This window comes from Chryseobacterium sp. 2VB (genome assembly GCF_005503635.1).
GTDB lineage: Bacteria > Bacteroidota > Bacteroidia > Flavobacteriales > Weeksellaceae > Chryseobacterium > Chryseobacterium cupriresistens.
The window spans coordinates 311,569-330,542 of record NZ_SCNC01000002.1 but is presented as its reverse complement, the minus strand read 5'-3'; the positions used below and the strand labels follow the sequence as shown (position 1 = coordinate 330,542).

The 18,974-nt window shown below is 38.4% G+C and carries 13 protein-coding genes; 4 read left to right on the top strand and 9 right to left on the bottom strand.

What is annotated here, in order from left to right; all coding sequences use genetic code 11:
• Positions 1 to 80 precede the first annotated feature (80 nt).
• The 3 genes from FFS26_RS03590 to FFS26_RS03580 all read left to right on the top strand — a co-directional run bounded on the left by FFS26_RS03590 (position 81) and on the right by FFS26_RS03580 (position 5,211).
• Positions 81 to 1,217: a DUF4236 domain-containing protein gene (locus FFS26_RS03590; protein ID WP_137904301.1), complete on the top strand. Its 1,137-nt coding sequence runs from the start codon at positions 81 to 83 to the stop codon at positions 1,215 to 1,217.
• A gap of 141 nt (positions 1,218 to 1,358) precedes the next feature.
• Positions 1,359 to 4,169: a TonB-dependent receptor gene (locus FFS26_RS03585; protein ID WP_137904300.1), complete on the top strand. Its 2,811-nt coding sequence runs from the start codon at positions 1,359 to 1,361 to the stop codon at positions 4,167 to 4,169.
• Positions 4,170 to 4,176: 7 nt separating this feature from the next.
• Positions 4,177 to 5,211 carry a phytase gene (locus FFS26_RS03580; protein ID WP_137904299.1) on the top strand — a complete coding sequence of 345 codons (1,035 nt, stop codon included), beginning with the start codon at positions 4,177 to 4,179 and terminating at the stop codon, positions 5,209 to 5,211.
• A 123-nt stretch (positions 5,212 to 5,334) separates the two neighbouring features.
• Here FFS26_RS03580 and FFS26_RS03575 read toward each other — a convergent pair whose 3' ends face one another.
• The gene (locus FFS26_RS03575; RefSeq protein WP_137904298.1) at positions 5,335 to 7,584 is read right to left on the bottom strand and encodes an ATP-binding cassette domain-containing protein; all 2,250 of its coding nucleotides are present in this window, start codon (positions 7,582 to 7,584) and stop codon (positions 5,335 to 5,337) included.
• A 51-nt stretch (positions 7,585 to 7,635) separates the two neighbouring features.
• Between FFS26_RS03575 and FFS26_RS03570 the strand changes: the two genes are divergently transcribed.
• Positions 7,636 to 8,058 carry a MarR family winged helix-turn-helix transcriptional regulator gene (locus FFS26_RS03570; RefSeq protein ID WP_137904297.1) on the top strand — a complete coding sequence of 141 codons (423 nt, stop codon included), beginning with the start codon at positions 7,636 to 7,638 and terminating at the stop codon, positions 8,056 to 8,058.
• Positions 8,059 to 8,067: 9 nt separating this feature from the next.
• On the opposite strand, the gene FFS26_RS03565 is transcribed toward FFS26_RS03570, so the two are convergent.
• From FFS26_RS03565 to FFS26_RS03530, 8 genes are all read right to left on the bottom strand, one after another.
• Positions 8,068 to 8,721, bottom strand: a complete 654-nt coding sequence (locus tag FFS26_RS03565; RefSeq protein ID WP_228449383.1) for a sterol desaturase family protein — start codon at positions 8,719 to 8,721, stop codon at positions 8,068 to 8,070.
• 148 nt (positions 8,722 to 8,869) lie between these two features.
• A complete protein-coding gene (locus FFS26_RS03560) occupies positions 8,870 to 9,139 on the bottom strand; it encodes a hypothetical protein (protein ID WP_110009742.1) in 270 nt (89 codons plus the stop codon).
• Positions 9,140 to 9,219: 80 nt separating this feature from the next.
• Positions 9,220 to 10,560 carry a S41 family peptidase gene (locus tag FFS26_RS03555; protein ID WP_137904296.1) on the bottom strand — a complete coding sequence of 447 codons (1,341 nt, stop codon included), beginning with the start codon at positions 10,558 to 10,560 and terminating at the stop codon, positions 9,220 to 9,222.
• A 6-nt stretch (positions 10,561 to 10,566) separates the two neighbouring features.
• The gene (locus FFS26_RS03550; protein WP_228449382.1) at positions 10,567 to 11,310 is read right to left on the bottom strand and encodes a hypothetical protein; all 744 of its coding nucleotides are present in this window, start codon (positions 11,308 to 11,310) and stop codon (positions 10,567 to 10,569) included.
• Between the two features lie 177 nt (positions 11,311 to 11,487).
• Complete coding sequence (locus FFS26_RS03545) at positions 11,488 to 12,411, bottom strand: T9SS-dependent choice-of-anchor J family protein (protein ID WP_110009740.1); 924 nt, start codon at positions 12,409 to 12,411, stop codon at positions 11,488 to 11,490.
• A 75-nt stretch (positions 12,412 to 12,486) separates the two neighbouring features.
• Positions 12,487 to 13,779 (bottom strand): hypothetical protein, encoded by a 1,293-nt coding sequence (locus FFS26_RS03540; protein WP_110009739.1) that lies wholly within the window; start codon positions 13,777 to 13,779, stop codon positions 12,487 to 12,489.
• 324 nt (positions 13,780 to 14,103) lie between these two features.
• On the bottom strand, positions 14,104 to 15,396 hold the full coding sequence (locus FFS26_RS03535) for a hypothetical protein (RefSeq protein WP_137904295.1): 1,293 nt from the start codon (positions 15,394 to 15,396) through the stop codon (positions 14,104 to 14,106).
• 288 nt (positions 15,397 to 15,684) lie between these two features.
• Complete coding sequence (locus tag FFS26_RS03530; protein ID WP_137904294.1) at positions 15,685 to 18,972, bottom strand: TonB-dependent receptor; 3,288 nt, start codon at positions 18,970 to 18,972, stop codon at positions 15,685 to 15,687.
• Positions 18,973 to 18,974 lie beyond the last annotated feature (2 nt).

The following is an 18,974-nucleotide window of genomic DNA, read 5'->3' as shown; positions in this document are numbered from 1 at the left end:
TTATATGCCATTATGGAAAACCGTAAAAAGACTATCGTTTTACTATTTAATTTTGACACCTAACCAATAAAACAATAATCATGGCTTGGAGCTATAGAAAAAGGATCAAGGTAATTCCCGGAGTACATCTTAATTTTAGTAAAAGAGGTATATCTACTACAATAGGTGTAAAAGGTGCCAGTATTAATTTCAACAAATCCGGTACAACATTAAGTACTTCTATCCTTGGCTTTTCTAGTCGACAAAAATTATCTACTCCTAAGTCAGCATCCAAAAGCAGTTCAAAATCCCAATATCAACCAATTTCACAGTATCCGGAAAATCCTATCAACAATTTTTATTATGACGAAAATATTTTCAGTGCTGATATTCATGAAATCACAAGTCAGAATATGCAGGGAATTAAAGAATCTATCATTTTAGCTCATCAACAAAAAAAGGAATTAATTACTGATCTTAAAAAAACTTCAAGAACGCTCTTTTTAACAAAGACAAAAAAAATTTTGAGTTTTGTATTTCTTTATGGTTTTGTTAATAAGAATATTCCGCAAAATTCTGATAGAGATATAAAAGCTCAAAAGCAAGCTATTAAACAGATAAAAATGATGATTGAAAAATGTTATGTTAACCTTGAAATTGATTTTGATAATGAAGTTAAAAAAAAATTTGAACTGGTGCATGAAGCTTTCAAGAAACTTACAACCTCTCACAAGATATGGGATATTACAAGTTCTCATTACCAAGACAGGGTGGCAATGCGCTCCTCAGCAAGTACAATAGTAAAGAGACGCGAAGTACATTTTGCATTGAAATCAATTCCTTATATCAAGTCAGATTACCAGGCATTATATCTGAAAAATGCAAATGGAGCAGACTTTTATATCTATCCAACATTTATTGTTATGTATAACAATGAAAACAATTTTGCAATTATAGGGATTGACGAGCTTAATTTTCATCAAACCTATACGAGATTTACTGAAACATCAACTGTTCCCAGAGACTCTAAAATCATAGGCCAAACCTGGGCAAAAGTTAATAAAAATGGTAGCCGGGATAAAAGATTTAAAAGTAATTATCAAATTCCTGTCGTACGCTATGGAAACATTCGATTTTCCACTCAAACGGGTGTACTTGAAGAATATGAATTAAGCAATTATGAACTAACAGAAGAGTTTGGCAAAACTTTTAGAGAATTTCAAACCCATTTCAGATAGCATTTTTTAAATTTAATAGATAAAATTTCGGATTTCAGGACCTTTATATTAACAATTCTTAAGATATTCTTAATTTTCTCTTCAACGCATTTGCCAAACAGACGTTTAATTTTGCTGTTATTTTTATCTAAAATATTAAAAGTGAAGAAAATTTTTACGTCTGTTTTATTTTGTGCCTCTATTTTTTTCTATGCACAAACCGGTTCTTTGTCCGGAAATATCAATGATGATTCAAAGATAGCCCTGCCTGGAGCCAAGATCTCTTTAAGCCCGGGAAATATATATACCACTTCGGATGAGCACGGAAACTTTGTATTTCTGAATGTTCCTCCAGGAAGCTATACCATGAAAATTGACTACCTCGGTTATGGTGTGCATGAGTATACTGTAACGGTAGAACCTGAAAAAAACACCCGTCAGAATATTATTTTCGACAAGAAAGAGACATCCATTGCAGCCATTGTAGTTTCGGGAGCGACTCTGAAAAATCAGGCAAGAGCCTTGAATAAACAAAGAAATAACGCCAATATTACCAATGTGATTTCTTCTGATCAGATCGGACGTTTTCCGGATGCCAATATCGGAGATGCTTTGAAACGTGTTCCGGGAATTACGATACAAAATGATCAGGGTGAAGCCAGAAATCTTATTATCAGAGGGCTTGCACCCAATCTGAACTCCGTTACGCTGAATGGTGACCGGATTCCGTCTGCTGAAGGAGATAACCGTAATGTACAGATGGACCTGATCCCTTCCGATATGATTTCTACTATAGAAGTTAATAAGACTTTAACTCCGGATATGGATGCCGATGCCATCGGAGGTTCCGTAAACCTGATTACCAGGGCTTCCCCGAACGGACAGAGGATTTCCGCAACCGTTGCCGGAGGATACAATCCGATTCGTGAAAAAGGAAATTACACTGCCGGATTTGTGTACGGAAACCGTTTTCTGGATAAAAAATTAGGCGCGGTATTCAGTTTTTCCTATAACAACAACAATTTTGGTTCGGACAATATAGAACCCGTATGGAGCCAGGCCAATGATCTTGCCCAAACGGTTTATGTAAGCAAAATGGGAGTTCGCTATTATAATGAACACCGTATCAGACATAGTTTTGATCTCAACATGGATTATGAGTTCAATTCCAAAAATAAGATCTATGCTTCTGCGATGTACAACTTCAGGAATGATAAGGAAACCAGATTTGCTTTAGGATATAAAATAAAACCTGTTTATAATGCTGATGAAACTGAGATTACAGACTGGAAAGGAAGTATCACAAGACAAAATAAAGGAGGTGATGCCGATAATGACAATACCCGTCTGGAAAAACAAAAAGTTCAGAACTATGCTTTACGAGGAGAACATTTATTAGGTTCTAAAGTTGACCTCGACTGGGCTGTCAATTACGCCATCGCAAGTGAAGATAAACCTCATCAGCGTTATATAGAGTTTGAAAACAGCAAGATGAACTTCTCTCCGGACCTTAGCAATCCTGAAAAACCTGTGATCAACCTTCTCGCAGCAGACAATCTGGGAAGCTATAAACTGAGTGATCTCTCGGATGCCAATAACTTTACCCAGGAAAAAGAACTGGGAGCAAAAGTGAATGTACGTTTTCCGTTTTCTGTAATTGATGGGCAAAAAGGACGTCTTCGTACCGGTTTCCGCATGCGTTTGAAGAAAAAGGAAAGAGAGAATGATTTCTACGCTTTTACACCTGTTAACAATATGGGAAGTCTTTTATCGGTGCCAACCATACACCTTAATGGTGAAAACTTCCAGCCGGGAAATTATGTTCCGGGAACATTTGTTGACCCTTCTTTCCTTGGCGGATTGGATTTATTCAATCCAACTTTATTTAACGGTAAGCTGAAACCTGAAAAGTATCTTTCCAGCAATTACAATGCAAAAGAGCAGATTTATGCAGGTTATATCCGCTGGGATCAGGATTTTAATGATAAACTATCGATGATCTTTGGAGCCCGTATTGAAACAACCCAGATTAATTACACCGGAAATTATGTCATGAATGAGAAGGATTTGGTAGGGCAAATCAATAATACCAATACATATACCAATGTCCTTCCGAATATTTCCTTCAAATATGTTCCGGTGCAAGATCTTGTACTACGTGCAGCATTTACTACCGCTCTTGCCCGCCCTAACTATTATTCTTTAGTTCCTTATCTGAATGTTATTTCAGAAGATGAAATTGTTGCAGCAGGAAATCCGAATCTGAAGGCAACCTATGCCTACAATTTTGATTTCATGGCAGAGAAATATTTCAAGTCTGTAGGGATTCTTTCCGGAGGTGTTTTCTATAAAAATCTTAACGATTTCATTTATACGTATTCCAAAAGAAATTATACCGCGAACGACTTTGCCAATGATTTTACGGGACAAACCAACCCAATTCCGGCCGGAGAAAGCAACTGGAAATTTACCCAGCAGCGTAATGGTGACAATGTAGATATTTATGGGTTTGAAGTTGCTTTGCAAAGACAGCTTGATTTCATTCCCGGAGGTTTCTGGAAAGGACTTGGAGTGTATGTCAACTATACTTATACTAAATCCAAAGCAAAAGGAATTACCAATGAAGAAGGCATTGAAAGAACAGATGTAGGGTTTCCGGGAGCTGCTCCTCATATGTTCAACGGATCTCTTTCATGGGAAAACAAACGTTTTTCAGCAAGAGTTTCCATGAACTATGCTTCTCATTATATTGATGAGCTTGGTGGCAAGGCATTTGATGACCGTTATTACGACAAACAGTTTTTCCTTGATGCTAATGCTTCCTACAAGATTACGACCCAGCTCAGAGTTTTTGCAGAAGCCAATAATCTGACGAACCAGCCGTTAAGATACTACCAGGGAATCCCAAGCAGAACCGCACAGGCTGAATATTACAGACCAAGGTTTACAATGGGAGTGAAATTTGATTTTTAAAATAAACATGAAAAACCTACATTATATACTGGCTCTTTCAGTTCTTCCTTTTGTGGTCAGCTGTACAGGACAGAAAGAAGTTATAGAAAAATTAAAACCTACCGTTATTACAGAAACAGTGGTTCATGATACAGATGATCCTGCCATATGGATCAATTCTCAGGATCCTTCAAAAAGTATTATCATCGGAACAGATAAAGATACGGATGGAGGTTTGTACGCCTTTGATCTTAACGGAAAAATCATCCATAAAGTATTAGGATTGAAGCGCCCCAACAATGTTGATCTTGAATATGGTTTTATTTTAAATGGAAAGAAAACAGACATCGCTGCCGTAACGGAAAGGGAAACGAACAAAGTAAAATTATATTCGCTTCCTGAACTGAAAGAAGTGGGAGAAATCTCAGTATTTGAAGGAGAAACGGAACGGGGTCCGATGGGAGTTTCCATGTATAAAAATCCGCAGACAGAAGAAATATTTGTCATTGTAGGAAGAAAATCTGGTCCTGCTGACGGCTACCTATGGCAATATAAGCTTACGGAAAAAAATGGCTCTATCACCGGAGAAGTTGTCCGTAAATTCGGAAAATACAGTGGTCTGAAAGAGATTGAAAGCATTGCTGTAGATGACGAAATGGGCTATATCTATTATTCTGATGAGCAATTTGGAGTTCACAAATACTATGCTGATCCGGAAAAAGGTAATGAGGAATTAGCTGTTTTCGGAAAAGGTGATTTTAAATCTGATGTGGAAGGAATTTCCATCTATCCTACTGATAAAGGGAAAGGTTATATTCTGGTTTCGAATCAGCAGAATGATACCTTCAACGTATATTTGAGGGAAGATCAGGCCAAAGGGAGAATTGCAGAAATTCCCGTTTCTACATTAGAAAGTGATGGTTCTGAAGTTACCCATGTTAACTTAGGTCCAAAATTCCCGAAAGGCATTTTTGTTGCAATGAGCAATGGCCGAGTATTTCATTATTATGACTGGAGATTAATTGAAAAAGTCATTAAATCTGCGGTAAAGGCTGGAAAATAAAAGAATCTTGAACCATTAAGGCTGATAAGGTTTTAGGAGCATTAAGTTGAACTGTCCTGTCATTGCGAACCATAGGTGAAGCAATCTCATGGTTCAGTTCAACTTAATGCTTTTCTTTTGTTTTTATTGGATATGTTTTCTCAAAAACTCTGCAGTGAATGATTTTTTATTTTTCAAAAGATCCACCGGAGTTCCTTCAAACAATACTTCACCTCCAAATTTCCCTGCGCCCGGTCCCATATCAATAATCCAGTCTGCCTGAGAAATAATATCAAGATTGTGTTCGATAACAATCAGCGTATTATTCTGATCTGCAAGACCATTAAAAAACGTAAGCAGTTTTTGGGTATCGCTTGGATGCAGCCCTGTGCTCGGTTCATCAAGAATAATGATCTGATTGGTATTTTTCAGTTCTCTTGTCAGCTTCAGGCGCTGTCTCTCGCCTCCGGAAAAGCTGTCCAGTCTTTGTCCCAATGTCAGATAATCAAGTCCTAATTGTATCAGCAGATCAAAATTTCTGAGCACCAATTCTTCCTTAAAAAAATCAGAGGCCTCAGAAACCGTCATGCTCATGACTTCTGCAATTGTTTTTCCGCTGTAGGTATATTGCAGTACGTCAGGATCAAATCCCGATCCGCCACAAACCTCGCATGGCTGCTCAATATCATCCATAAAAGCCAGGTCAATCTTTTCTATTCCCAAACCTTTACAGTTTTTGCAGGCTCCGTCACTGTTTCTGCTGAAGAGTTTATCTGAAACATGGTTAGATTGTGCAAAAAGCTTACGTACAATATCTGATATTCCGAGATAAGTAAGCAAATTGGAGCGGGCACTTGCAGCAAACAAAGATTGATCAATAATAGTTACATCCGGATAGAGTTCCGGGAGAATACGATTTATCAGGGTACTTTTGCCGGATCCTGCCACTCCGGTAACGACGGTCATTATTCCGGTGGGAATATTTACCGTCACATTTTTAAGATTATATCTGTTGGCATTTTTAATTTCCAGATAGCCATCAGGTTTTCTGAATTCTTGTTTGATGGAAGGTTTTGTTGCGAAATAAGAACCTGTTTTACCTGCCGATTTTTTTAAATTTTTAAATGTCCCGTCATAGATCACTTCTCCTCCATTTCTTCCTGAACCAGGGCCTATATCAATAACCCTGTCCGCCATTTTGATCAGATCCGGATCATGCTCAACGATTAAAACAGAGTTTCCTTTGTCTCTGATCTGCTGAATAATAGTGATGATATTCTGCAGATCCTTCGGATGAAGTCCAATACTGGGTTCATCAAAAATATACAATAGGTCTACCAGGCTGTTTCCCAAACTCCTCACCATTTTTATACGCTGGGATTCTCCTCCTGAAAGCGTGTTGGTACTTCTGTCAAGAGTCAGATATTGTAATCCGATTGTGATGATATTCTGCAGTTTTGCAGAAAGCTCTTTGATAATAACTTCATATGCCCCTGAATCCAGAGAGGTAATAAATTCCAGTAATTCATCTACAGAAAGCGCCATACAGTCAGCGATATTCATTCCCTGAATTTTACAGGACAGTATTTTTTCGTTCAGACGTTTTCCCTGGCAAGACGGGCAGGTTTTGGTAATCACAATATTCTTCAGAGCGTCTTTTCTTGTAATGTTTTCTTTAGAATCTTTTTTCAGAAACGCTTTTTCAATCCTTGGAACAATACCTTCATATCTTACCGTTTTTCCCCATTCTTTATGTGGATGTTTAGGTTTGTGTTCCTTTGCATACAGCAAAGTTTCCCATTCTTTATCGGTGAAATCCTTTAGTTTTTTATCATTATCGAAATAACCTGACAAAGTATATCTTGTTAGACGCCATCCACCAGGCTGAAAAGTCGGAAACCGGATGGCGCCTTCATGTAAGGATTTTTCACGATCAATCAAGGTATTCACATTCAAAGTCTGAACAAATCCCAATCCTTCACATTCAGGACACATTCCCTGCGGGTGATTAAATGAAAATACATTGGAATATCCTACAAACGGCTCTCCCATTCTGGAAAACAAAAGTCTTAAAGAAGCAGACACGTCCGCTGCCGTTCCTACCGTAGATCTGGCATTTCCGCCCAACCGTTTTTGATTGATAATGATTGGAACATTAAGGTTTTCAATTTTATCTACATCCGAAAGGCCATAATGCTGCAAGCGGTTTCTGATAAAGCTGTTCTGGGTTTCATTAATCTGTCTTTGTGCTTCAGCCCCAATCGTTTCAAAAACCAAAGATGATTTTCCGGATCCCGATACTCCTGTAAAAACCACGATCCTGTACTTTGGAATTTTTATGGAAATATTTTTGAGATTATTCTGACGGGCGTTCGTAATTTCTATATTTTCCATGATAAAAATACTTAACTTTGTTAATATTTAACTAAGTTAAGCATATTTGTAATGAAACCCATTGAAAAAGAATTTTTTAACACATTTACTGATTTCCAATGCCTTATTCTGGCTCACATGAACCGGGGTGATATTAACGGAGTCACCGCAGCCCATTATAATATTATTGAATTTATTTTAAGAAAAGGAACAGCCACGGGAGGAGAAATATCGACAGCATTTAATATCAGTCAGGCAGCCATTTCAAAACAGTTGAAATTTTTGATCAGTCATGATTTTATTATCAGAAAACAGGAGGAAAAAGATCACAGAAAATTTAATCTTTCGGTTACCGACAAAGGACAATTTATCATAGAAAATTCGGAAACATTCCGTAAGAATATTACACGGCAGACAGCTTCTATACTCACTTCTAAAGAACTCGAAAATTTTAATTATCTGCTGGGTAAAGTTTTGAATAATATAAAACTGTAATATCCATAGTTACTTATACGTCCCGAATAACCTGTCCCAGATCGAAGTATAAAATCCAAAGTTTTTACTTTCATCCAAATGGTGCTGGTTATGAAACCTGGTTGTTCCCACAAAAAAGCGGTCAAAAGACACCGGAAAAAATTCTCTGTTCAGATGCCCTATCGTTCCCCAGATCAGATTAAGCAAAAGATAGATGGAAATCGAAATGACAGAGAAATCATATCCCATGAGTATAACCAGCATCATCAGTCCAAACCCTATGGTTTCCAAAGGATGCAGAACAAAAAGGCTCAAAAAATTGGTACTGACATGCTCATGATGTTTCCCATGGAGCATTTTATAGATGAAAGGTAAATGCGCCGTAAAATGGAAAAGATACATCAAAAAATCCATTAAAAGAAGTAAAACTGCAACTTCCGCTGTTATGCCTATTACTGATTCTGTCTGTCCCGGCACAATCCATCCTTTTTTCCATAAAAAAGATCCGAGCAACATGACAAAGCTGTTACACAATATTGTAAGCAGACTAAGATAAAAATCAGATCCGGTGACAGGACGATTCTTCTCCTGCAGCTGACTTTTACGACAAGTCTTCTCGATAAAAATATATAAACCTATGGAAAACAGGTAGAGGAAAATATTGGCAATCAGGCTGAATATCATCCATTGCGGCTAGGAAAACTGCCACAATACCTGTAAATAACCGGAAAGTTCTGCCTGAGTAAAATTCATAAGTCTTTCATCCTTCTGCTTGATGTCATAAAGGTATGAATTTCACCGTAAAATCAACCGATAAAGTACATTCCGGGCTTTATTTCTGTCTTGCCTTTCTTCTGAGCTCCCTCAGTCTTGACGTGAGCTTTTTTCTCAAATCGTTATGATAGGCACGGTAGTTTTTGATGCTGTTTTCCAGATTTTTCTTGTTAAGCAGATACTGTTCGTACAGATGTCCCAGTTCTGAAATCTGGGTAATCATCTCCGAAGGCTGGCTTTCAGGATCTTCCGCAGCTTCTATCAGCAGACGGTAATATTCAATACGGCTGGTCAGGTTCATGTGAAGTTTTGGTTCTATTCCCTGCATGATTTTATCATTTTAGTTATTTTGTGAATGGGTAATGGATAAAGATATTTTTTATATTATTTTTTGTTTTTGAATCCAGCTTATTTCTCCATCATAACCGGAGGCACGTCACTCTGAAATAAAATTTTGATATTTCCATTCTTGTCGTGACCTGCTGATTTGAAATAACCACCGTTAAGTGCAGAAGAAATAAGGGTTTCATTGGGATCTCCCAAAGGTAATAATGGCAGTCCGGCAAATTCATTAACATTGCTCTGCGGGGAAATTCCACTACTGTATTCTCCGGCTCCGCTGGCATTAAAGACTTTATAAATCACCGGATGAATCTGCCAGGAAATTTTTCTGGGTTTACGCTTGTCTTCCACTACAAATCCGGCCATATCTTTCCCCAGCGTAATATCCCCTATCTGAATCACCTGCATATAAGGTTTGAGATTATTCACAACAATCTCGGCGGCAGATGCCGTACTGTTCGATGTGAGAATATATACTTTCTGTAATCCCAGCGCATTCGCACGCAACGTTGCAAAGTCCAACGCTTTGGGATCATAGGCAATTTGCTGGGCAAATGTTCTTTTTACTTCACCTCCATTTTTATTTCCTTTAAAAATGATGAACGGCGAGACGGATGATAATCCTGAAGGAATCAGTGAACAAAGTGCTGCGGCAGATGACACCGAGCCTCCATAATTATAACGGAGATCGAGAATCAGCTCCTGTACTCCTGCCATTTTGAATTCTCCAAATTTTTGGTACAAGGTCTGTGTCATGCCGTCAGGAAAATCATAGATGTACAGATAGCCCACTTTTTTCCCATTTTTCTCAAAAATCTTTGATAAAACCGGCTGTTCAAAAGAAAAACCATAATAAACGGTAATACTTTTTTCATCAGTTACCGATCCGTTTTGCCACTTTCCAACGGTAAGCTCTACAACGGTCTGATCTTTAATGGATGAAGCCATTGCTTCGGCATTCGCAGCTGTCATTGCTTTTCCATTGACTTTGGTAATGATCATTCCCCTTTCCAGCCCTGCATTGAAAGCCGGGGAATTTTGAAGCACCAGCTTCACTACAGTAACCACTTCATTATTAGCAAGCTGAACAATGGTATAGTCAAAACCGTACATATTCCTTATCGAACGTGGATAGGAAGAAGAATCTTCAGTATTCACCATGAAAGAAAACCGGTCCTTTGAAGACAGCAGACTTTTAAAAAAATCTTTTACAGGAAGCTTATAATCCGGCTTTGCAGGCATCTGATCTGCCCAGTAATAGTATCTTTTCATACTGTCCTGAACCCAAAGATTTACAGCTTCGGTACTTCCCTCCGGAAAAACGGGTGCGCTTTCGTCATTATTACTGGTACACGAAATGAGAAAAACTGCGATGGCAATATATTGAAGTTTTAAAAAGTTTTTCATATATAATTACAGATATTCTGCTACGTCAATATCTCCTTTTACCACCCATTCTCCATTTTCCATTTTTTCCTGAAGTACAATCATATTGGCGCCCGTGTGTTGTTTTAATTTCACCTGAATCATTTTAGATCCCGCATAAGGCTCTGTAGTTCCCGGTTTGTATAATTCAAGATATATGGGAGCTGTCGAGCTGAAAAAACTATAGATTTTCACTGCCGTAAAGTTGTCTTTACCTATATTGTCAAACTCGGCAAGTACTACTCCGTTTTCTCTTTTCAAAATGCCTTTCACTTCTTTGAGAGAACTTCCGGAAAATTCACCCAGGTTGGGAAAAATAAATTCAAAACCTACTTTTCCCAGATTTACCTGGGGTTTTACGGCATAGGTCTGCAGATAGATTCCGGGGAGATTAAAGAAATACAGGTTTTTATAATCATTTATATTGTCATATGTAATATTGTATTTTGCAATTTCAGCGCCTGTTTCATGATTATAGACAGACAATTTATTAGTTTCTCCCTGATCCAGAACAAACTGAAGCTGGGTTTCAATTTTATTGGTATAGGACGTTTTTCCGTCAATGGATACAGGCTGTCCGTTCAACCTCAACTGAAGGACATCAGGTTTGGAAAATCCTTTGATATTAACGTCTCCGGGTTTCTGCACTTTATCATACAGCTCCATGGTATTATTATCTGTACATGAAAACAGTACAGTGAAAAACAGTAGTAATGCGAAGATTTTGTTCATCTTTCTTCAATTATTTCTTGTAAAACTTAAAAATATTGCCCGGCCCGTGGGCCGGGCAATATATAATTATAAAAAAACTAGTTGGATATGTTCCGGATAGCTTTTTTCAAAGACTCTCCGTTATTTATTTAAAATTTCATGGTGTTCCTAAAATCAGATTCCAAGGGGATAGAATGATTATTTTTTAATAAACTTCAGCCTTTCCGTAATCTTTCCATCTGTAATTTCTGCGATATACGCTCCCGATATAAGGACTGCCGTATTAATCGTTTTAGAATACTGAGTGGTTAATACTTTTTGTCCCGCTGCATTGTAAATATTCACTACAGTTGTATTTTCTTTCAATGCCGGATTAAGCTGCAGCTGTAAAGATTCTCTAACCGGATTTTCTGCTATTTGTGTTACAATTTTGTTTCTTTTTACATCCTTAGTTCCCAAAAATGAAGTAGCATAAATTCCTATTTCATCAATATTAATGTTCTGGACATTGTTTCCGCTTGTTTTTCTGTTTGACCACATTCCGATATAGATCTTTTTCCCGGCAAAAGCAGAAAGATCTACAAGGGATTCTACAAACTGGGTAAGATCAGCCGGAAAAGGATTGGCTGAGTCACCCACCTGTATTTTATACATACTCTGAACATCATTTCCGTCTGCATCTACGGTCATTGCCTGAAAGTCCGATAACGTTGGAACTTCTTTCTGCGGTGTGCTTACATAGATAAAAAGTTCTCTGGCAACAATCGTGTGAGTAGATCTCTGTCTCCCGATATAAGCGGCCAGCGTAATGGTTCCTGCAGTATTGGTAAGGTCAATCTGAGGAGAAATAATCCAGTCATTTTCTGTGGTAAATCCGTTAGCATTTCCAGTTGGAACCAAATTGATAGAATGGCGGAGAACACCTGCAGTTCCATAGGCTAAGGTAGTTCCGTTGTGATAGATGTTTTCTCCCTGTACCCATCCGTTTCCATTGCTATTAAGGTCATGAAAAGTCCAGCCCTGAAGATCGGCAGGAGTATCAAACGAATTTCCCCATACCAGAGACTGTGCTGCAGCCAGGTGGGATAAAAACAGAACAGATGATAAAATTATTTTTTTCATAATGCTGATGATTAAAATTTTTGAAGTAAAAGCAAGGAATCAGCATGTGCTGTTCCCTGCTTTTTAAAGTTTTTATTATTCTACAATGGAGAAGTTGTATTTTGTCCAAAGTCCCTGGAAATTTCCACAGTTTCTTGGAGATACATTCCAACCACCTTCGTTGAAGAAAGGCTGGCTCATACCCCATAGAGCTGCAGGAGTACCAGTCGCCAGGTTAGCTGCAGGGATTCCTGCTGTACCTGCACCTGTAACTGAAGTAGTAAATCCGTGAACCTGGATGGTGCTGTATGCTGAAGCTGAAGAAAGCTCAGAACCTGTACCTTCTACTTTGATACCCACAGGGTAACCTGTAACGACAGCGTTATTTAATGTTAATCTTCCGTGTCTTCTGATGTGGATACCGTTTTCATATAAAACACCTTTAGAAGAGTTCTTGGCACCGATAATAGTAAGGTTGTTGATCACCGGATGAGTCAACAATGTTGTAGAAGAACCTTCTGCGTTGTTATCAAGCTCGATACCGTTAGAATCCGGGCTTGCTCCGCTAAGACTGTGTGTAGAGTTGTAATCTGCCAAAGCTAGTGCACAAGTAATTGTTCCTGTATATCCGTTATCGAAGTCGAAGTTATCGTCATCAGCTGCAAAAGAAACAAGGTTTGAAGCGTTTACAGTTCCCCCGAAGAATTCAAAAGAGTCATCTTTTCCGAAAGAAACCTGAATATGATCTAAAGTAGTTCCGTTACCTACTCCTCCTAACGTAAGACCGTTGATTTCGTTACCTGAATTCGGAGCTAAAAGATCATATCCTGCAAACTCGATACGAACATATTTTAATGTTCCTCCGTTATGGGAAGCATTGGTACCTCCGTAATAGAAATCAGGACCGGATAATCCTTCAATTGTTTTTGTGAATGGAGTGTTTGTAGGCGCATCCCCTAATATAACAACACCTCCGAAGTCACCAGGAGCAGCAGTTGTATCTTCGTTTCCGTCTAACAATTTGTAGCTGGTGAAAATAATAGGCTGAGCCTCTGTACCTGCTGCATTGATTTTTCCTGTTTTAGCAATTACCAAAACTCCTGTAGCTGTATTGTTTGCGCTTGGCTTAGCTTTAATGAATGTACCAGGCTGAATGGTCAATGTAGCCCCATTTTTTACCGTTACAATTCCATCTAATTCAACTACTCCACTCCATGTAGTATTCGAAGTAATAGCACCACTTACGGTAGTTACCGGAAGAGCAGAAGCTGTAAGGTACTCAGCAGAAGTAGATTTCATTTCGAATGGAGAAGATGAATCTGCCAGTTGATCATTTTGACAAGCTGTAAGAGATAATGCTGCCACTGCAATTAGAGTTAGTCTTTTCATTGTTATAATTTTTAATAAATCCGGTTGTGTTATTTTTATACCAGATCAGTTTTTTATTCAGGAATATCTTCCTCTCTATTCCTTCGATTTGTTTTTTGGTGTTCATCCCATCGCTGCAGGAGGAGCTGCATTGCGGGCGTTCCCATAAAATCCGTTAATGCCTGGGAAAAGCTGTTAACGTCCGGTTTTTTCAGAACTGTACTGCTGTGCGCATCATCAGTATTATTTCAGTTTTTGATCAGGTTCCCGAAACCTGTACCTCTCTATAATTAAGATATCTTTTTACTCTAAGTTTCTATCTCCATACTCATAAGGTTCATTTCCTTATTCTAAAATGGAGAAATTATACTTGGACCAAAGTCCCTGAAAGTTTCCACAGTTTCTTGGAGATACATTCCAGCTTCCTTCGTTATAGAAAGGTTGGCTCATACCCCATAGAGATGCAGTAGTTCCTGTTAATAGGTTAGAAGCAGGAATTCCTGCCGTACCAGCTCCTGTAACGGAAGTACCAAATCCGTGTACCTGGATTGAACCTAAATTGGAAGCTGCAGAAAGTTCAGAACCAGTACCTTCTACTTTGATTCCTACTGGATAACCTGTTACAACAGCATTGTTCAATGTCAATCTTCCGTGTCTTCTGATATGGATACCGTTTTCATATAAAACGCCTTTAGAAGAATTCTTGGCACCGATAATAGTAAGGTTATTGATCACCGGATGAGTCAACAATGTTGTATAAGAACCATCTGCATTGTTATCAAGTTCAATACCGTTAGAATCCGGACTAGAGCTGCTAGGACTGTGTGTAGAGTTGTAATCTGCCAAAGCCAGTGCACAAGTGATTGTACCAGTATATCCGTTATCAAAATCAAAGTTATCGTCCTCAGCAGCAAAAGAAACAAGGTTGGAAGCATTTACGTTTCCCCCGAAGAATTCGAAAGAGTCATCTTTCCCATAAGATACCTGAATATGATCTAAAGTAGTTCCCTTACCAACACCTCCTAAAGTCAGACCGTTGATTTCGTTTCCCGAATTAGCTCCTCCATAGTCATATCCTGCAAATTCAATACGAACATACTTCAATATTCCTGCATTGTGAGAAGGGTTTGTACCTCCGTAATAAAAATCATACCCAGATAATCCTTCAATTGTTTTAGTATTAATTGTATTTGCAGGGGCATCTCCCAACAAGATAACACCTCCGAAGTCACCAGGGGCAGCAGTAGTATCTTCGTTACCATCTAATAATTTGTAGCTGGTGAAAATAATAGGCTGAGCTTCTGTACCTGCTGCATTGATTTTTCCTGTTTTAGCAATTACCAAAACCCCTGTAGGGGTATAGTTTGTGCTTGGTTTAGCTTTAATGAATGTACCCGGCTGGATTGTTAAAGTTACCCCGTTTTTTACCGTTACAACTCCATCCATTTCAATCACCCCGCTCCATGTTGTATTGGAAGTAATATCTCCGCTTACACTGGTTACCGGAAGAGCAGAAGCTGTAATATACTCAGCATAAGTAGATTTCATTTCGAATGAAGTAGAAGAATCCGCTAAATGATCATTTTGACAGGCAGTAAGGGATAGTCCTGCCACTGCAATTATAATGAATCTTTTCATGTTATAATTTTTAATAAATCCGGTTGTTTTATTTTTATACCAGATCAGTTTTTAGTATTCAGTAATATCTTCCTCTCTATTTCTTCGTATTGTTTTTGGGTTCATCCCATCTCTGCAGGAGCAACTGCATTGCGGGAGTTCCCATACAATCCGTTAAAGCTGCTAACGTCCGGTTTTCTCAGAACTGTACTGCTTTGCGCATCATCAATATTTCAGTTTTTGATCAGGTTCCCGAAACCTGTACATTTCTATCGTTAAGATATCTTTCTATATCGTTGACATACTTATCTAAAAAGTATAATTCACACTAAGACTGAACATTCTTCCGCTGTAAGCTCGGAACATAATTGTGTCAATATTTTTATCATACTTATCCGTTGCTCCGGGAAGAAGATCCCAGGCTTCTCTTATTGTACCTATATTGCTTCCTCCTACCTCTTTTGCAGCCAGATAAGAATTATAGTTGTTGTAATATTCCTTTACCCTGTTGAAGATGTTTCTTATATTAAATTTTAATTCAAGATTTTTATTGCGAAGGAATTTATAGGAGACCTGTGCGTCTGCCACCGCATAAGGACGCTGTATTTCTTCTCCTTTGTAAGCATATCCTACGGTGATATACTGATCTCCTTTAGCATTGTATAAAAAGCTCAGTCCCAATCGGTCGTCATCATAAGTCAATCCAAGGTTATAGGCATACGGAGTCTGCCCGTACAGCGGACGTTTTACTTCATAGGTTTCATCATTGTCTCCTGTTTTATAAAGATCTATAAAGGATACTACCTTTGTATGATTATAGGTAAAGTTTCCGCTTATAAAAAGCTTTTTCAGAAAGGTTTCGTCTGCTATAAATCCTAAATTCTTTCTTACCTCGGCTTCCACACCCAATAATTTTGCATTTTTTGAATTACCGTTATAGAGATATAGATTCCCTTCACTGGAAATATGCCCTTCACGTTCTATGGGTCTGTCTATATTTTTATAGTAAAGCCCTGCAGAAAATATTTCTCCCAATCCTGGAAACCACTCAAATTTGAAATCATAATTATTAATGACAGAAGAGGTCATTTCTGTGTTGTAAATCAAACCGTTGGCCACCGGATCGAAATAAGGAAGCCCCGTTCTTTCATTAAACTGCGGACGGATGACAGATTTATTATAGGCAAGTCTGAAATTGATTTTATTCGTAGGGCTATAAGTAAAATTTGCAGAGGGCATAAATTGCCATGACTTATCCTCAATAGCTGCTCTTTCAATATTCTTATCATCAGTCGTGTCCAGTTGCTGGGAAATAAGGTCATACTTAAAGTACTCTGCACGAAGTCCCCATACCAATCTTAATTTCTTCCAACGGTTATCAAACATAAGATAAAGAGCGTGCTGTTTTACTTCTCCTTCATATTTATCGTTTTTATACAATGCCTTGGTTTCCCATCCGATACCTCCCGGTACATATTGAGATCCATTGAACCAATCTGAAAGGGTTCCATACATTGTCAGGTAATTTTTTTCACTATTTGGAACATTTCTGTTCTCATCCACCCGCAAAAAGAATTTTTGTTGTTGATTGGTATTATTTTTCACTGTTCCTGCATATCCTGTCTTAATCGTATTGTTTAAGTTTCCGAAATCCAGATCCCATTTAACGGAAGCTCCATAATTGTAATCCGTTTCTTTATTGGCGATATATCCTCTATAAAAATTTGCTCCGGTGTTATAAATTTTATGATAGGCCAGAATTTCACTTCCAATAAAATCATAAAGAGTCAAATACTGCGTATAATCCTTCGTATCAGAAGTTATCCCTGTTCTTGCTGCAAACCAGCTGACTTCAGTATTGTCTATTTTATGGTTCCCTTCCAGTTTATTCTGCAAAAGGGTCTGAAAGATGGGATAGTTGGTATTATCAGTATAAGGTCTGTCCAGGTTTTTAATCTGGGAAGGATCATTATTGGGGATGATTCCGTTATAAAAATAATTATAGGCTAATTCTGCATTGGATGCCATACCACTGTTAGTAGTATACTCATTCCAACCGGTAACTCTTGTTAATGTATTATCAAAAATATGGGTGTAGGAATTACGGAATGAAATTCTGTTTTTTCCCAGCTGCAGCCCAAAGTTCAACATCCCTGCCAGTGTAGAGTTATAATTGTAGGAAGCTCCGCTGTTTTTGAAGTTATAGAATGGAATCTGCCCGTTTGCATCAGGCATTCCTGTGGTATCCAGCCAGTTTCCCCTTCCTGTATGGTCAATATCCAGTTTGTTTTGTTCATTTCTGATAACAAATGCTCCGGCAAATCCCCATTTATTATTATTTTTAAGAGCGTAGGTTCTTCCCACTGCCAGCTGTATATTAGATCCCATGTCACCTCTGGTTTTATAGGTGCTGAAATTGTCATTGGTAAACTGCCTGGACTGTTCAAAAAACCTTGGATCTGTCCAGTTCATCGGCTCCAGTCCTTTGGGAAAATCTCTTGTCCCGTCATCATACCCGAAATAGTCGTACTTTCCCCGCTTGCGGGTCAGAAATTCTTTGAAAGCCGACTGATCATTATATGAAGTTCCTAATGTAACGGTTGTAAAGTTCTCATTGGGAATATCCTTGGTTCTCACTTCTACGTAACCTCCTGCAAAGCTGGCATTCATATCAGGAGTGGCAGATTTGCTTACCACCACACTTTCTACCATTGCCGTAGGAATAATGTCAAATGAAAAATTCTGATTATACGCTTCCGTGCTTGGCAGGTTGATTCCGTCCATGGCCGCGGTGTTCCAACGTTCTCCCATGGATCTTACCACTACATATTTATTATCAATGGTGGTAATTCCTGTTACCCTTTTCAAAGTTCCTCCCACATCGCTGTCGGGTGTCTTGGAAATCTGTTCCGCTGAAATACCATCACTCATCTGGGCTGCTTTCTTCTGCTGGGCAAGAAGTCCCGCCTGAGTATCTGCTTTACGGGCTGCCGTAATCACAACTTCTTTGATATCTGTAATTTTATCAGAAGCTTTGTTTAAAGCAAATGAGACAGAACTGGTTTCGTTATTGATAACAGACAATTTTTCAACTCTCAGCGTATTATATTTAGGTGCTTTTATCGTCAGATTATAAGTTCCGGAAGGAAGATCTATGGTAAAATCTCCGTTATTGTCTGTTACCACAGTTTTCTGAGCAATATTAACTTCTGCTCTGGTAACGGGATTTCCCACCTCATCCACTATTTTACCGGAAATACGTCCGTTTCCCGGTACGGAAATATTTGAACTTTCATATTTTATCGAAATAAGATCACCATGCAGTCGGTAAATAACAGGAAGCCCATTGGTAATGTCCTTCAGACAGTTGTTGACAGAAGTATTTTCACATTTCACTCCTTTTACCTTCAGCTCTTTAATATCTACTTTGGAATAAGCCAGTCTCATCCCCGTTTTTCCCGCAAATTCTTCTAAAACTTCAATCAACGGTCTGTTGGCAGGTACAGAAAATGTTACTTTCTGAACCAGCTCCTGAGCTTCTGCTGCTACAGTAAAAAATAAGGCTGCTATGGTAATCCCACATTTCAAACTTTTCATAC

What these genes read in the sequence shown, in the direction of transcription:
- FFS26_RS03590 (WP_137904301.1), top strand. Translation starts at nt 81, where the DNA reads ATGGCTTGGAGCTATAGAAAAAGGATCAAGGTAATTCCCGGAGTACAT.
- FFS26_RS03580 (WP_137904299.1), top strand. Translation starts at nt 4,177, where the DNA reads ATGAAAAACCTACATTATATACTGGCTCTTTCAGTTCTTCCTTTTGTG.
- FFS26_RS03575 (WP_137904298.1), bottom strand. Translation starts at nt 7,584, where the DNA reads ATGGAAAATATAGAAATTACGAACGCCCGTCAGAATAATCTCAAAAAT.
- FFS26_RS03570 (WP_137904297.1), top strand. Translation starts at nt 7,636, where the DNA reads ATGAAACCCATTGAAAAAGAATTTTTTAACACATTTACTGATTTCCAA.
- FFS26_RS03565 (WP_228449383.1), bottom strand. Translation starts at nt 8,721, where the DNA reads ATGATATTCAGCCTGATTGCCAATATTTTCCTCTACCTGTTTTCCATA.
- FFS26_RS03560 (WP_110009742.1), bottom strand. Translation starts at nt 9,139, where the DNA reads ATGCAGGGAATAGAACCAAAACTTCACATGAACCTGACCAGCCGTATT.
- FFS26_RS03555 (WP_137904296.1), bottom strand. Translation starts at nt 10,560, where the DNA reads ATGAAAAACTTTTTAAAACTTCAATATATTGCCATCGCAGTTTTTCTC.
- FFS26_RS03550 (WP_228449382.1), bottom strand. Translation starts at nt 11,310, where the DNA reads ATGAACAAAATCTTCGCATTACTACTGTTTTTCACTGTACTGTTTTCA.
- FFS26_RS03545 (WP_110009740.1), bottom strand. Translation starts at nt 12,411, where the DNA reads ATGAAAAAAATAATTTTATCATCTGTTCTGTTTTTATCCCACCTGGCT.
- FFS26_RS03540 (WP_110009739.1), bottom strand. Translation starts at nt 13,779, where the DNA reads ATGAAAAGACTAACTCTAATTGCAGTGGCAGCATTATCTCTTACAGCT.
- FFS26_RS03535 (WP_137904295.1), bottom strand. Translation starts at nt 15,396, where the DNA reads ATGAAAAGATTCATTATAATTGCAGTGGCAGGACTATCCCTTACTGCC.
- FFS26_RS03530 (WP_137904294.1), bottom strand. Translation starts at nt 18,972, where the DNA reads ATGAAAAGTTTGAAATGTGGGATTACCATAGCAGCCTTATTTTTTACT.